The following is a 13,840-nucleotide window of genomic DNA, read 5'->3' as shown; positions in this document are numbered from 1 at the left end:
GCGCTTGCCGGGCAGTTTGAGACCCTTGAAGAAGCCCGTGGCTTCACCCACGGACAGACGGGAGATTTCCGGGAGACTGCGCTCGGCCACGAAGACATGGCGGGCGGAACGGTTGAGGCGGCTGCCGTGGCATTCGGGGCAGGAACGGCTGCTCACATAGCGGGCCAGTTCCTCGCGCACCATGCTGGACTCGGTCTCCCGATAACGGCGCTGCATATTGGGCAGCACACCCTCGAAGGGATGGTGGCGAAGCACCGTGCCACCACGCTGGCTGGGATAACGAAAGGCAATCTCTTCCTCGCCACTGCCCCACAGCAGGGCCTGCTGCACGGCCTCGTCGAGCTCGCCAAAGGGCGTCTCCGGGTCAAAGCCGTAGTGCTCGGACAGGGACTGAATCAGACGCCAGTAATAGGGGTTGCGACGGTCCCAGCCACGCACCGCGCCGCCGGCCAGACTCAACTCCCGGTCTCGGACCACCCGCTCGGGATCGAAATACTGGTTGACCCCCAGGCCATCACAACTGGGACAGGCGCCATTGGGATTGTTGAAGGAAAACAGTCGCGGCTCCAGCTCGCTCAGGCTGTAACCGCATTCCGGGCAGGCAAACTTCTCGGAGAAGATCAGCGGTTCCCGCTCCGGCTCATCCATGAAGGCCACCCGGGCACTGCCATCCGCCAGCCCCAGTGCGGTCTCGAAGGACTCCGACAGACGCAGGGCCAGATCATCACGGACCCGAAAGCGATCCACCACCACTTCGATGCTGTGCTTGCGGCGCAGATCCAGCTTGGGTGGATTGTCCAGCTCCACCACCTCGCCATTGATCCGGGCCCGGATAAAGCCCTGGGCCCGCAGCTCCTGCAATAGCTGCACATGCTCGCCCTTGCGATTGTCCACCACCGGCGCCAGCAGCATGCATTTGCTCCCCTCCGGCAGGCCCAGCACCTGATCCACCATCTGGCTGATGGTCTGGGCATCCAGGGTGATGTCATGGTCGGGGCAGCGGGGCTGGCCGGCACGGGCGTAGAGCAGGCGCAGGTAATCGTGAATCTCGGTCACCGTGCCCACGGTGGAACGGGGATTGTGGGAGGTGGACTTCTGCTCGATGGAAATGGCCGGCGAGAGGCCCTCGATATCGTCGATATCGGGCTTTTCCATCATCGACAGGAACTGGCGCGCATAGGTGGAGAGGGACTCCACATAGCGGCGCTGACCTTCCGCGTAAATGGTATCGAAAGCCAGCGATGACTTGCCCGAGCCGGACAGGCCGGTGATGACGATCAATTGATCGCGGGGCAGCTCGACATCGATGTTCTGGAGGTTGTGGGTGCGGGCACCCTGGACGCGGATCATGGCCATGTTTGCGGCGTGCTCGTTGGCTTCGGAGAACAGGCCATTTTACCGTCTCCGGCCGGCCCAGGACCAGCCGGAGACGGATTTCCGACCAGCGAGCCTAGCGCAACTGATCGATGGGAATCGGGCAGTCGAATCGGCCCCGGGCGGTGGCCCGGCAGGCCATGCCGCCAAAGCCGCCAACCTGGTCACAGGCCGCCAGAGCGGCTGCCAGACTGACACACTCAGCCGGCATATTGCTGTCCTGCTCCGCCCCCTGGTGGGCCCCCTGCGGGGCCGAGGGGCCTGCCTGACTCGCCGCGGCAGGCGCAGTCTGGCGGGCCGTCGATGACTGCTCCCGGGCCGCGGCCCGACGGGCCTCCCGGGTGGATTGCATCATGGCCCCGATCAGCTCATCCGGCAGCCCCAGTTCTCCCAGACCCCGAACGTCGGCCATGTCCAGGTCACCGTAGTCGCCTTCTTCGTTGAAAACCTGCTGAATCAGAATGGGGACACCAACGCCGTCGTCCAGATACTGGACCAGATGATGAACCTTGAGATCGGCGGGCCCCAGGAAAAGCAATTGCTGGTCCTCGGGCAGCGCCTGCGCCGCATCGGGGAATTCGTCGGTAAGCGAATCGTAGTAAGGCAGGGGATCGGGACGGGCTTCAATCAATGCCACCATGTAGCCGAATACCTCCTCCCTCAGGGGACTGGAGGGGTAACGCTCCAGGAACTCCTCGTAGGCAGAAAGGGTATCTCGGCGGCGATAGGGGGCCAGGTCCTGTTCATTGCCCTGAGATTCCAGGCGAAAGTGGATGCGAGTGGGATGGCCCATGGGAAATGTGGGCTGGTGATGGACCGCGCTGGGCTCATAACCATCCTTCTTGGCGCGAAAATAATCCTGTGACCACTGTTTGGATTGGCTGGTCACATCCCGATAAGGCGTGGTGACGTAGTAACGCAGATTGTCGGGGCTGTTACCGCGGTAAATTCGGGCGCCGGGCGGATCGGAGGTGATCTCGTATTCCGTTTGCTGCGGTGTGACGGCACAGCCGTTCAGCATGGCAATGAAGAGGAAGACAAGAAGAAAAACCAAACCGCGTGAAATCGAATAAGCCATGGGCCACCTCGAGCAACAGCAAGACCGGCATCCCTCGCCGATCTCCCTGGCCCAGGCCACGGCAATCAAGGACGCCCCCAATATCAGTCTAGACGTCATTGAGCCGGGCGGCATCACCCATATGGGGTATGGTCACTAGTAACCCGAGGCCTGACCGTCCTTGCGGTATTCCGAAGCCCCCCGCCAGATGCGATCCACGGGATTGTAGGCAATGGCCTGATAGCCGCCGAAATGACCCTGGCCCACCTGCACCCGGTGGCCGCGATTGCCGAGCGCATCGGCGGTGCCCTCCGGGAAGCCGGGCTCCAGATTGACCGTGCCGCCATCCTCGGCGGCGGGCTTGCCGGTGGGCCCCGCGCTGCCGTCATGACGAATGCGCGGGGCATCCCCGGCGGCCTGGAGGTTCATGCCGAAGACCAGCAGATTGAGCAGGACCTGAACCTGGGCCTGGGGCTGCATGGCCCCGCCCATGACACCGAAGCTGAGCCAGGGCTCGCCCTCACGGGTGACAAAACCCGGCATGATGGTGTGGAAGGGCCGCTTGCCGGGGGCAATGACATTGGGATGGCCGGCCTCGAGGCTGAACAGGGCACCTCGATTCTGGAGCGAGAAGCCCAGACCCACCGGCACCACCCCGGAACCCATGCCCATGTAATTGCTCTGAATCAGCGAAACCATCATGCCGTCACTGTCGGCGGTGCTCAGATAGACGGTATCGCCCCGATCCAGCCTGGGCTCACCGGCAGCCACCTGGGTAGCCGCCCTGGACTCGTCGATTAATCTGCGGCGCTGATCGATATAGGCCTTGTCCAGCAGACCACTGACCGCGGAGGATTCGAAGGCCGGGTCCGCGTAATAGCGGGCGCGATCAGCAAAGGCCAGTTTCTTGGCCTCCACCAGCAGATGGACGTGCTCGGGACTGCCGAAGCCGGCATGTTTCAGATCCCAGGGCTCGATCAGCTTGAGCATCTGCAAGGCGGCAATACCCTGGCCATTGGGTGGCAACTGCCAGACCGTCTTGCCCATGAAATCCACCGACACCGGCTCCACCCACTCCGCCTGGTAGCCGGCCAGGTCCTGCTCTGCCAGCAGGCCACCAGCCTGCTGCACGGTCTCGGCCATGTTGCGAGCGGCCGGGCCCTGGTAGAAGACGCCGGGCCCGTCATTGGCGATGCTTTCCAGTAGCCTGGCCAGACCCGGGTTGCGAAAACGCTCCCCCTTTCGTGGCGCACGCCCGGCGGGCAGGAAAGTCCCGGCAAAGCCGGGCTGCTCGGCCAGGCGCTTGCCTTCGGCCGCCCACTCGCCGGCAATGATTTCGGAAACCGGGAAACCGTCCCGGGCGAGACTCGCGGCCGGCTGCAACAATCGGCGCAGGGGCAGCCGACCGAATTCTCCATGCAATGACTCCCAGCCGCGCACCATGCCCGGCACGCTCACGGACAGGGGGCCCTGGTCGGGGATCTGCTTGTGGCCCTTGCCCTCGAACCAGCTGCGGGTGGCCGCCGCGGGGGCACCGCCGCTGGCATTCAAACCACGCAAACGTTTGCCGCTGGGATCCCAGACCATGGCAAACAGATCGCCCCCCAGCCCGGCGCCGGTGGGCTCCACAACGCATTGCACGGCATTGGCGGCAATGGCCGCATCCACTGCCGACCCGCCTTCCTGGAGCACCGCCAGGGCGGCCTGGGAGGCCAGGGGCTGGCTGGTCGCCGCCATGCCGTTGCCTGCGAAGACTTCGGATCGAGTAGCCCAGGAATCACGCGGGTATCGAGCACTCATACCGGTTTCCTTTTTTTATTGTTGCCAGAAGGTCTGTCGGCATTGTGCCACAGGCTTTCGAGAGACTGGCAGCGGCCAGGGAGGCTCTGATCAATAGCCCGCAGCCTGACCATCCTTGCGAGGTTCCGAGGCGCCGTACCAGACCCCGGTATCGGGGTCGCGCATGATGGCCTGGTAGCCGCCAAAGAAGCCCTCGCCCACGACCACCTCGTGGCCACGCTTCCGGAGGGCTTCAACGGTTTCCGCCGAGAAGCCGGTTTCCAGCTGCACGGTGCCACCGTCTTCCATCACATCGCCCTCCGGCTGGGAGCTGCCCACATGAGAGATGCGCGGGGCGTCACCCGCCTCCTGCAGACCCATGCCGAAATCGATCATGTTGATCAAAATCTGGGCGTGAGCCTGGGGCTGAAGGCCGCCCCCCATGACGCCAAAACTCATCCAGGGCTCGCCATCACGGGTGACAAAGGCCGGAATGATGGTATGGAAAGGGCGCTTGCCCGGTTCCAGGCTGTTGGCATGGTCAGCGTCCAGATTGAACATCTCCGCCCGGTTCTGGAGCACGAAACCCACCCCGTCCGGGGTCATGCCCGAGCCCATGCCGCGGTAATTACTCTGGATGAGTGACACCATATTGCCGTCTTCATCGGCGGTGGTGAGATAAATGGTATCCGCGTCATTGAGGCGCGGGTCGCCGGCGGGAAAGGAATCGGCGGCCTGTTCGGGGTCGATCAGGGCCCGACGTTGCTCGGCATATTCCTTGGAGATCAGCTCCGCCACCGGCACATCGCTGAACGCCGGGTCGACATAGAAACGGGCCCGGTCCTCGAAGGCGAGCTTTTTCGCCTCCACGAAGAGGTGGATGTAATCCGGATCATCCAGGCTCAGCTCAGACAGGTCCCAGTGCTCGAGAATATTGAGAATCTGAAGCGCGGCAATACCCTGGGTATTGGGGGGTAGCTGCCAGACTTCATGACCGCGATAGCTGCTGGAGACCGGGTCCACCCAGGTGGACTCGTGGGCGGCCATGTCCTCGACAGTGAGAAAACCTCCCTGGCGTTCCATGTAGTCGGCGATGGCCTCGGCAATCTCTCCCTCATAGAAGGCCTCCCGACCCTCCTCCACCAGCAGCCGCATGGTGTTGGCCAGATCCGGGTTGCGGAATATTTCCCCGGTTCGGGGGGCACGGCCTTCGGGCATGAAGACTTCCGGGAAGTTCTCGTACTCCTTCAGGATCTCGGCGTTGCGCGCCCAGTAATAGGCAATCACCTCGGTCACCGGGAAGCCGTTCTCGGCATAGTGGATGGCGGGGCCCAGAATGTCTTCCATGCTGGCTCGACCGAAGCGGTCGTGAAGCTCGAACCAACCGTCCACGGCACCGGGCACGGACACCGGCAGGGGGCCACGCTGGGGAATCCGATCGTAACCGTTTTCTTCAAACCACTCCCGGGTCATATCCATGGGTGCGCGGCCACTGGCATTGAGCCCGTAAAGGGCCTCGCTGTCGGCGTCCCAGACGATGGCGAAGAGATCACCGCCGATGCCATTGCCGGTGGGCTCGGTCAAACCCAGCATGGCATTGGCGGCGATGGCCGCATCCACCGCATTGCCCCCGTCACGCATGACCTGCAAGGCCGCCTGGGTAGCCAGAGGCTGGCTGGTGGCCGCCATGGCCCCGGTGGCGAGCACATTGGAGCGGCTGAGGCGTTGATCCGTCTCGACCCGATCCCAGGCCGGCAGCGGTGCAACAAGCAGCGTGAACGCGGCGCCAGCAATCAGGGCGAAAAAGGGGGATGACTTGCGCATAGTTCCTCCAGCAGTGAAGGGGTCTGGTGGGTTGAAGATAGCAGACCGCCGGGCAGATGGCTGTCAAAGCGGCGCAAGCTCCTTTACTCTAGCCAGGATAAGCTGGGGCGGCGCTGACGGGCCGCCAGGCGCCAGGGGGAAGACTGTGCTTGATCGATCCAGACAGCGGGACGGCTTGCTGGCCCTGCTCCTTTGCCTGCTCGTGGGCGTGGGCGGGCTGGCCGGAAGCTGGCAGGGACTGGATGCCCGCATCACCCACTGGGGCACGGCCCTGGCCACACCGCGCGCTCCCGAGGCCGACATCGCGATCGTGGAAGTCGATGACCTCAAGGCCCATGGCGATGCCGACCATTTCGGCGAGCAGCTTCGTCTGGCCATCGGACAGGCCCGCAAAGCGGGCGCCGAGGAAGTCGTCGTGCTGCTGCCCGCCGGCTGGAAATTGCCGGCGGCAGAAAGTTCCGATGGCTGGTGGTCCGACGGCAACGGCAGCATGGAAGCAGGCTGGCTACTGGGACTGTCGGCCCAGCCGGGGACATCTCGCCCCCTGTCCGGTCTCCCCCATTATCTTCTCGGCAGCAGCCTGACGCCGCCCGAGAGTGAGACGGGCTGGCTGGCGCGGCTGCAGCAGCAACTGGGCCTCAAGCCGGGGCAGGTCCCCGGCGGCCGCGTGCTGCTGCCTCAGGAGGCCAGCGGCACCAGCGCGGCCGGTTTCACTCCCCTCGGTGAGCATGGCCGCTTTCACGCCGCCCTGAAAATGGGGGAAGGGCTTCTGCCCGCCCTATCGCTACAACTGGCGGCACGCCTGGACGGACAATGGGCGAGCAGCCGGCAGCTCGCCGAGGTCGCCGACAATCACTACCACTTCCGCCCCTTTCCCTACCGGCCCGATCAACTCCCCCTGCCCCGTCTGGACTTTGAGCAGCTGCTGAGCGGGGAGCTGGACCCGGATCAACTGGCCAATCACGCGGTCGTGATCGGGCCGGTGGAAATCGACGGCAAAGCCGTCACCCGTCTGACCGCCGAACACGCAGCGGCCATCCATGCCGGACATCTCTACCAACAGCCGGACTGGGGCCCCTGGGCGCCCTGGCTTGGTTTGCTGCTGGTGGCGGGCTGGCTGAGCCTGGTGCTGCCACGACTCAACCTCAGTCTGGGGGTCTACTCCGGGCTGCTGCTGGTGTTGGCCCTGTTCGGCCTGCAATTGCTGCTGCCCACCATCCGGCTGCTGCATCTGGAACTTGCCATGCCGCTGATGGCCTTGATTGCCGGTCACGGTGCCCTGCTGGCCAAGCGGCGTCTGGATTATCGCCGCGAGGGCATTCTGATGGAGCTGTCAGAGGCCAACCGGCAACTTGCCGAGTCCCTGCGCCGCCAGGGTCAGACCGACGCTGCCTTTGAGCGCCTGCGCCGCTGTGAGCCCCGGGGCCCGGTACTGGAAAGCCTTTACGAGCTAGCCCTGGACCTGGAGCGCCGGCGTGAGTTTGCCCGCGCCCAGACAGTGCTGCGCTGGCTGGATGAACACTCGCCCGACTTCCGTGACGCCCGGACCCGGATCGCCAAGCTGTCGGAGCTGGAAACCAAGACCGCCCTGGGTCCGCGCAACGGCCCGGGTGGCACCCTGGTACTGGACGAGGAGGGCGTCCAAAAACCCATGCTGGGCCGCTATGAAATCAAGCGGGAAATCGGCAAGGGCGCCATGGGCGTGGTCTATCTGGGCCATGATCCGCGTATCGGGCGCACGGTCGCGGTCAAGACCATGGCCCTGGCCCAGGAGTTCGAAGGGGCTGATCTGGAGCAGGTGACAGAGCGCTTCTTCCGCGAGGCTGAAACGGCCGGGCGGCTGCAGCATCCCAATATCGTCACCATCTACGATGTGGGCGAGGAAGCGGATCTGGCCTATATCGCCATGGACTTTCTCGATGGCATCGGACTGCAGGACCATACCGAGCCCGACCGCCTGCTGCCGGCGACTCAGGTCTGCAACATCATCATCCAGGTGGCGGAAGCGCTGGATTATGCCCACGGCCAGGGGGTGGTGCACCGGGATATCAAGCCGGCCAACATGATCTGGTTGCCGGATGCGGAGCGGGTGGTACTGACCGACTTCGGGGTCGCCTGCCTGACCGATTCCCGCCGCACCAAGACGGGCACGATTCTGGGGACCCCCTCTTATATGTCGCCGGAGCAGGTGCTGGGCCGCAAGGTGGATGGGCGGTCGGATCTGTTTTCCCTGGGCGCGACCCTGTATCAACTGCTGCGCGGTGAATTGCCCTTCCAGGGCGAGCCCCTGGCCACGCTGCTCTACAAGATCGCCAACGACAAGACCCCCAATGTCTGCCGCCAACGCCCCGACCTGCCCCCCTGCATGGGTCGTATCGTGAAACGGGCGCTGGAGAAGAAGCCGGAGAAACGCTTCCAGTCCGGGACGGAAATGGCCGCCGCTTTGCGTCGTTGCCGTCGGGAGGTGGCTGCTCGACTTGGGTAGTCCCTTCGCGTGTCGGCTTTGCTTGAGTTAGCACCCTTCGGTGTCGGTGACGGGAGCGTCCCGGCTTCGATCTATGTAGGACCCTTCGATGCCGGTGACTGTTTGCGTTCCGGCCTAGGTGACCACCACCAAGGGTAGGCTTCGGTCCTGGTGGCCTTGCTCAGGGCTGTGAGCGACAGGACGTCGCGTGCAGAGCCCCCAGGGATGGGTCTACGTCCCTGAGCAAGGCCACCAGGACCGAAGCCGGGACGCCCCCCGTCACCGATATCGAAGGGTACTACCCCAATCGAAGCCCCCAACCGCAACCAATCAGAGACCCCACCTTATGCCAAAGCGAACTTGACATTAGGACTCCCCTGCCCCAAGCTGAAATCACAAAGCGCCGATTTGATATCCAGCTTGCGGGCGCTCTAGAAATACAGCTAAAGCGGTGAGTGCCGCTAGGACGACTCCCGCCTCTGGCACGATTCCGTTCCCGCAAGCCAATCAATCGGCGCCCGTTCAACCACGGGAGCAGCCGAACCATGAGCGACATTCCCTGTACACGCTGGACAGAAGACAAGGACGCACGCCTGCGGGTGTCCTTTGAGTTCTTTCCGCCCAAGACAGAAAAGATGGAGGCCCGGCTCTGGTCCGCCATCGTGGAGTTGGCGCCTCTCAATCCGCGCTTTGTCTCGGTCACCTATGGTGCTGGCGGGTCCACCCGGGAACGCACTCATGCGACGGTGGCGCGGGTGCTGCGGGAGACCAATCTTACCCCCGCCGCTCACCTGACCTGCGTAGGTGCAAGCCGGGAGTCGGTCCTGTCCGTGGCCCGGGATTACCTGGATATTGGCGTGCGCAACATCGTTGCCTTGCGAGGCGATCCGCCCGAAGGCGAAAGCCGGTTCAGGGCCCATCCCGATGGTTTCGCCAGCGGCGCGGACCTGGTGTCCGGTCTGCGCTCGGTGGGAGATTTTGATATCAGCGTTGCCGGCTATCCGGAAGTCCACCCAGATGCCACCTCGCCCGAAGAGGAATTGGCCTATCTCAAGCGCAAGGTGGATGCCGGTGCCAGCCGAATCATTACCCAATACTTTTTCGATACCGAGGTCTTCCTGCGCTGGCGTGATCGTGTGCGGGCGGCCGGGATCGATGTGCCCATCGTGCCCGGGATCCTGCCGGTGACCAATTTCGCCACCGTGGCCCGCTTCAGCGAGGCCTGCGGTGCCACCGTGCCGCGCTGGCTGGCGCGTCTGTTCGATGGGCTCGACGAGGACCCCGAAACCCGTCAACTGGTTGCCGCAACCGTGGCCTCCGAGCAGTGCATGAGGCTGCAAGAAGAAGGCGTCAGCGAATTCCACTTCTACACCCTCAATCGAGCCCGCCTGACCAAGGCAATCTGCCGCATGCTGGGAATCTGTCCGGGAAGGGGAGACAGCAGCGCCAAGGTGCGGCAGCCGAAAACCGATCAGGAGGTGGTAAGCCTGTGAGCAAGGACTGTTTCGAGACCCTTCAGCAAGGCATGGCGGAAAGGATTCTGGTCCTCGATGGTGGCATGGGGACCATGATCCAGAATCTGAAACTGGACGAGGCCGCGTTTCGGGGTGTGCGCTTCCGGGATCACCCCAGCGAACTGGCAGGCAATAATGATCTGCTCAACCTGACCCAGCCGGAAAAAATCCAGCAGCTTTACCGGGATTATCTCGAAGCCGGTGCCGAGCTCATTGAAACCAACACCTTTAATGCCAACCGCATCTCCCAGGCCGACTACGGCCTTGAAGACCTGAGCCATGAGATCAATCGGGTGGGTGCGGAACTGGCACGGGCCGCGGCCGATGAAGTGGCATCGGCTACAGGCCATGATCGCTGGGTAGTCGGTGTACTCGGGCCAACCAACCAGACCGCCTCGATCTCGCCAGATGTCAATGATCCGGCCAAGCGCAATGTCCGCTTCCCCGATCTGGTGAGCACCTATGCCGAGGCCATTGATGGCCTGATCGAGGGCGGCGTGGATCTGATCATGGTGGAAACCATCTTCGACACCCTCAATGCCAAGGCTGCCCTGTTTGCCCTGGATGAGGCATTCGAAGCCCGTGGCCGTCGCTGGCCGGTAATGATCTCGGCCACGATCACCGACGCCAGCGGCCGCACCCTGTCGGGTCAGACGGTCGAGGCGTTCTGGCACAGCGTGATGCACGCCCGCCCCTTCAGCGTGGGCCTCAATTGTGCCCTGGGTGCAGAACAACTGCGTCAGTATGTGGCCGAACTCGGCCGGGTTGCCGATGTGGCCGTCAGCGCCCATCCCAATGCCGGGCTGCCCAATGATCTCGGTGAGTACGATCAAGACCCGGAGACCATGGCCGAGCTGATCGCCGAGTGGGGCGAGAGTCGGCTGGTCAACATCATTGGTGGATGTTGCGGCACCACCCCGGAACATATTCGACAAATCGCGGCGGCGGTTGCTGACAAACCACCGCGGCCGCTGACAGGAAAAGAACGGAGTGTTGCCTGATGCTGGACGAGCGGTACCAGGGTGATGAAACGGTATTCCGCCTGCGGCTGTCCGGACTGGAACCGCTGCTGGTGGGACCGGAGACGGGCTTCTTCAATGTCGGTGAGCGCACCAATGTCACAGGCTCGGCCCGTTTCCGCAAACTGATCGAGGCCGAAGACTACGAGACGGCCCTGGAAGTGGCACGGCAACAGGTGGAGGGCGGCGCCCAGATCATAGACATCAATATGGATGACGGGCTGCTTGACGGCGTTGAATGCATGCGCCGCTTCCTCGATCTGATCGCGACCGAACCGGATATCGCACGGGTACCGATCATGATCGATTCCTCAAAGTGGGAGGTAATCGAGGCGGGCCTGCAATGCGTACAGGGCCGGGCGGTGGTCAACTCCATCAGCCTCAAGGAGGGGGAAGCGGAATTTCTTCATCAGGCGCGGCTGGTTCGCCGCTATGGTGCGGCCGTGGTGGTGATGGCCTTTGATGAGGATGGTCAGGCGGAAACGGTTGATCATAAGGTGGCCATTGCCAGGCGGGCGGTGAAGCTGCTCACCGAAGAGGCCGGTTTTGCGCCCAATGACATCATCATCGACCCCAATATCTTTGCCGTGGCCACCGGCATCGAAGAGCACAACGACTACGGGGTGGCCTTCATCGAGGCGGTCAGGCGGATCAAGCAGGAACTGCCCGGTGTATTCACGTCCGGCGGCCTGTCCAATGTCTCCTTTTCCTTTCGTGGCAACAATCCCGTTCGCGAAGCCATGCACTCGGTCTTTCTCTACCACGCCATCCAGGCGGGCCTGGATATGGCCATCGTCAATGCCGGGCAGCTGACGGTGTATGAGGACATCCCGGCCGAACTGCGAGAACGGGTGGAGGATGTCATTCTCAACCGCCGCCCGGATGCCACCGAGCGTCTGCTTGAGATTGCCGACGACTACCGTGGTCAGGGCAAGCGGGAAAAGGTCAACCATGCCTGGCGCGAGGCGGACGTGGACAAACGCCTGGAACACGCCCTTGTCCACGGCATTGTCGAGCACATTGAGGCAGATGTGGAAGAAGCCCGTCAGGCGGCCAGCCATCCCCTGGATGTGATCGAAGGCCCGCTCATGGATGGCATGAACGTGGTGGGCGACCTGTTTGGCTCGGGCCGGATGTTTCTGCCCCAGGTGGTCAAATCCGCCCGGGTGATGAAAAAGGCGGTGGCCTGGCTGATTCCCTATATTGAAGCTGAGAAAGACGATCGTGAAGGGGCCAAGGGCAAGGTGCTGATGGCAACCGTCAAGGGCGATGTCCACGACATTGGCAAGAACATCGTCGGCGTCATTCTGCAGTGCAACAATTACCAAGTGATAGACCTTGGGGTCATGGTACCGGCCGAAAAGATCCTGGACGAGGCCCGAAAGCACGAGGTGGATATCATCGGCCTGTCCGGCCTGATTACACCGTCCCTGGATGAAATGAGCCGGGTCGCTGCGGAAATGGAACGGCAGGACTTCCGTCTGCCCCTGCTCATCGGTGGTGCCACCACCTCGCCCACCCATACCGCATTGCGGGTGGCGCCTGAGTACGGGGCGCCGGTGGTTCACGTCAAGGATGCCTCGCGGGCCGTGGGGGTGGTCTCCCGGTTGTTGAACCGTGAGCAACGGGGTGGCTTCGTGGACGAAGTGGCCGCCGAACAGGCCCGTCTCCGGGAGAAACGTGCCCGCAAGGACAGTCGCCGTCGCCTGCTGCCGCTGGAGAAGGCGCGCCAACGGCGCTTTGAGCCGGATCGCGGCTGGTCGCCACAGCGACCCGCTCAGCCCGGCCTCCATGACATTCGTCCCGATGTCGCCACCTTGCGCGAATACATCGACTGGACGCCCTTTTTCCATGCCTGGCAGCTCAAGGCCAGTTACCCCCGCATACTCGATGACCCGGAGAAGGGGGGAACGGCCCGGCAACTGCTGGACGAGGCCCGAGCCATGCTCGATCGGATCGAGGAGGAGCAGTGGCTCAGCCCGCGCGGTGTCGTGGGCCTGTTTCCGGCCGAACGCGCCGGCGACGATGTGCGGGTCCTGACAGAGGAAGGGAGCGATCAGGAACAGTGCCGATTCCATTTTCTCCGCCAGCAATCCGAGCGCCCATCGGGCAAACCCTATCTCTGTCTGGCCGATTTCATCGCCCCGCCCGGCCGAGGTGATTGGTTCGGCGGCTTTGCAGTGACCGCCGGGCCGGAGGTGAGCGAGCGCAGCCAGGCCTATAAGGCCGCCGGGGACGACTACAACGCCATCATGATCGAGGCCCTTGGGGATCGGCTGGCCGAGGCCTTCGCCGAGTATCTACACCGGGAGGTGCGGACTCGACTGTGGGGATACGCATCGGGGGAGACACTGGACAATGAGTCGCTGATTCGTGAGCGCTACCAGGGCATACGTCCGGCGCCCGGCTACCCGGCCTGCCCCGAACACAGCGAGAAAGGCACGCTGTGGACGTTGCTGGATGCCGAGCGACGCACCGGTATGCGCCTGACGGAGAACTATGCCATGGATCCAGGGGCCTCCGTCTCGGGCTTCTACTTCGCGCATCCCGAATCCCGTTATTTCGGCCTCGGCAATATCGACCGAGATCAGGTCCAGGACTATGCCGAACGCAAGGGCTCGACACTGGAGGAAGCCGAGCGCTGGCTAGCCCCCAACCTTGCCTACGATCCCGCCAAACGCTCCCTCCGGGCCACAGGCTCCTGAGCTATCATCATTGGGCCGTACCGTTTCCTGCTAGCGGGCTGCCAGCTTCAGGCCTAGGGGTCTAGACACAGAGAACACAGAGAATCCGCAGAGGGCTACAGATG

General features: G+C 63.4%; 6 protein-coding genes and 2 pseudogenes. 4 read left to right on the top strand and 4 right to left on the bottom strand.

The genetic code is table 11. From position 1 onward, the window contains the following. Positions 1–1,356: pseudogene (locus ACJWXQ_RS08135) on the bottom strand (excinuclease ABC subunit UvrA); the annotation flags it as partial. 94 nt (positions 1,357–1,450) lie between these two features. Then, a complete protein-coding gene (locus ACJWXQ_RS08130; RefSeq protein WP_346052370.1) occupies positions 1,451–2,452 on the bottom strand; it encodes a hypothetical protein in 1,002 nt (333 codons plus the stop codon). Between ACJWXQ_RS08130 and ACJWXQ_RS08125 the strand changes: the two genes are divergently transcribed. Further along, positions 2,451–2,591, top strand: a complete 141-nt coding sequence (locus tag ACJWXQ_RS08125) for a hypothetical protein (protein WP_346052372.1) — start codon at positions 2,451–2,453, stop codon at positions 2,589–2,591. The two genes, ACJWXQ_RS08130 and ACJWXQ_RS08125, sit on opposite strands and share 2 nt — an antisense overlap. Here ACJWXQ_RS08125 and ggt (ACJWXQ_RS08120) read toward each other — a convergent pair. Continuing rightward, on the bottom strand, positions 2,588–4,231 hold the full coding sequence (gene ggt, locus ACJWXQ_RS08120; RefSeq protein ID WP_346052374.1) for a gamma-glutamyltransferase: 1,644 nt from the start codon (positions 4,229–4,231) through the stop codon (positions 2,588–2,590). The two genes, ACJWXQ_RS08125 and ggt (ACJWXQ_RS08120), sit on opposite strands and share 4 nt — an antisense overlap. A gap of 90 nt (positions 4,232–4,321) precedes the next feature. Then, positions 4,322–6,034, bottom strand: a complete 1,713-nt coding sequence (gene ggt / locus ACJWXQ_RS08115; RefSeq protein ID WP_346052376.1) for a gamma-glutamyltransferase — start codon at positions 6,032–6,034, stop codon at positions 4,322–4,324. Positions 6,035–6,179: 145 nt separating this feature from the next. Between ggt (ACJWXQ_RS08115) and ACJWXQ_RS08110 the strand changes: the two genes are divergently transcribed. From ACJWXQ_RS08110 to metH, 3 genes and pseudogenes are all read left to right on the top strand, one after another. Beyond that, positions 6,180–8,519 carry a protein kinase domain-containing protein gene (locus ACJWXQ_RS08110; protein WP_406672554.1) on the top strand — a complete coding sequence of 780 codons (2,340 nt, stop codon included), beginning with the start codon at positions 6,180–6,182 and terminating at the stop codon, positions 8,517–8,519. A 524-nt stretch (positions 8,520–9,043) separates the two neighbouring features. Then, positions 9,044–9,991, top strand: coding sequence for a methylenetetrahydrofolate reductase [NAD(P)H] (metF, locus tag ACJWXQ_RS08105; protein WP_346052380.1), 948 nt, complete (start codon positions 9,044–9,046; stop codon positions 9,989–9,991). Between the two features lie 32 nt (positions 9,992–10,023). Next, positions 10,024–13,736: pseudogene (metH, locus tag ACJWXQ_RS08100) on the top strand (methionine synthase). The last annotated feature ends 104 nt before the right edge of the window (positions 13,737–13,840 follow it).

It is taken from the genome of Natronospira sp., from assembly GCF_007134575.1.
Taxonomy (GTDB): Bacteria; Pseudomonadota; Gammaproteobacteria; order Natronospirales; family Natronospiraceae; genus Natronospira; species Natronospira elongata.
The sequence above is the reverse complement of the archived record's forward strand: the minus strand, read 5'-3'. Positions and strand labels throughout refer to the sequence as shown.

Excerpts from the sequence above, each read along its gene's own strand:
- ACJWXQ_RS08125 (WP_346052372.1), top strand. The coding sequence starts at position 2,451 with ATGGGCCACCTCGAGCAACAGCAAGACCGGCATCCCTCGCCGATCTCC.
- ACJWXQ_RS08130 (WP_346052370.1), bottom strand. The coding sequence starts at position 2,452 with ATGGCTTATTCGATTTCACGCGGTTTGGTTTTTCTTCTTGTCTTCCTC.
- ggt (WP_346052374.1), bottom strand. The coding sequence starts at position 4,231 with ATGAGTGCTCGATACCCGCGTGATTCCTGGGCTACTCGATCCGAAGTC.
- ggt (WP_346052376.1), bottom strand. The coding sequence starts at position 6,034 with ATGCGCAAGTCATCCCCCTTTTTCGCCCTGATTGCTGGCGCCGCGTTC.
- metF (WP_346052380.1), top strand. The coding sequence starts at position 9,044 with ATGAGCGACATTCCCTGTACACGCTGGACAGAAGACAAGGACGCACGC.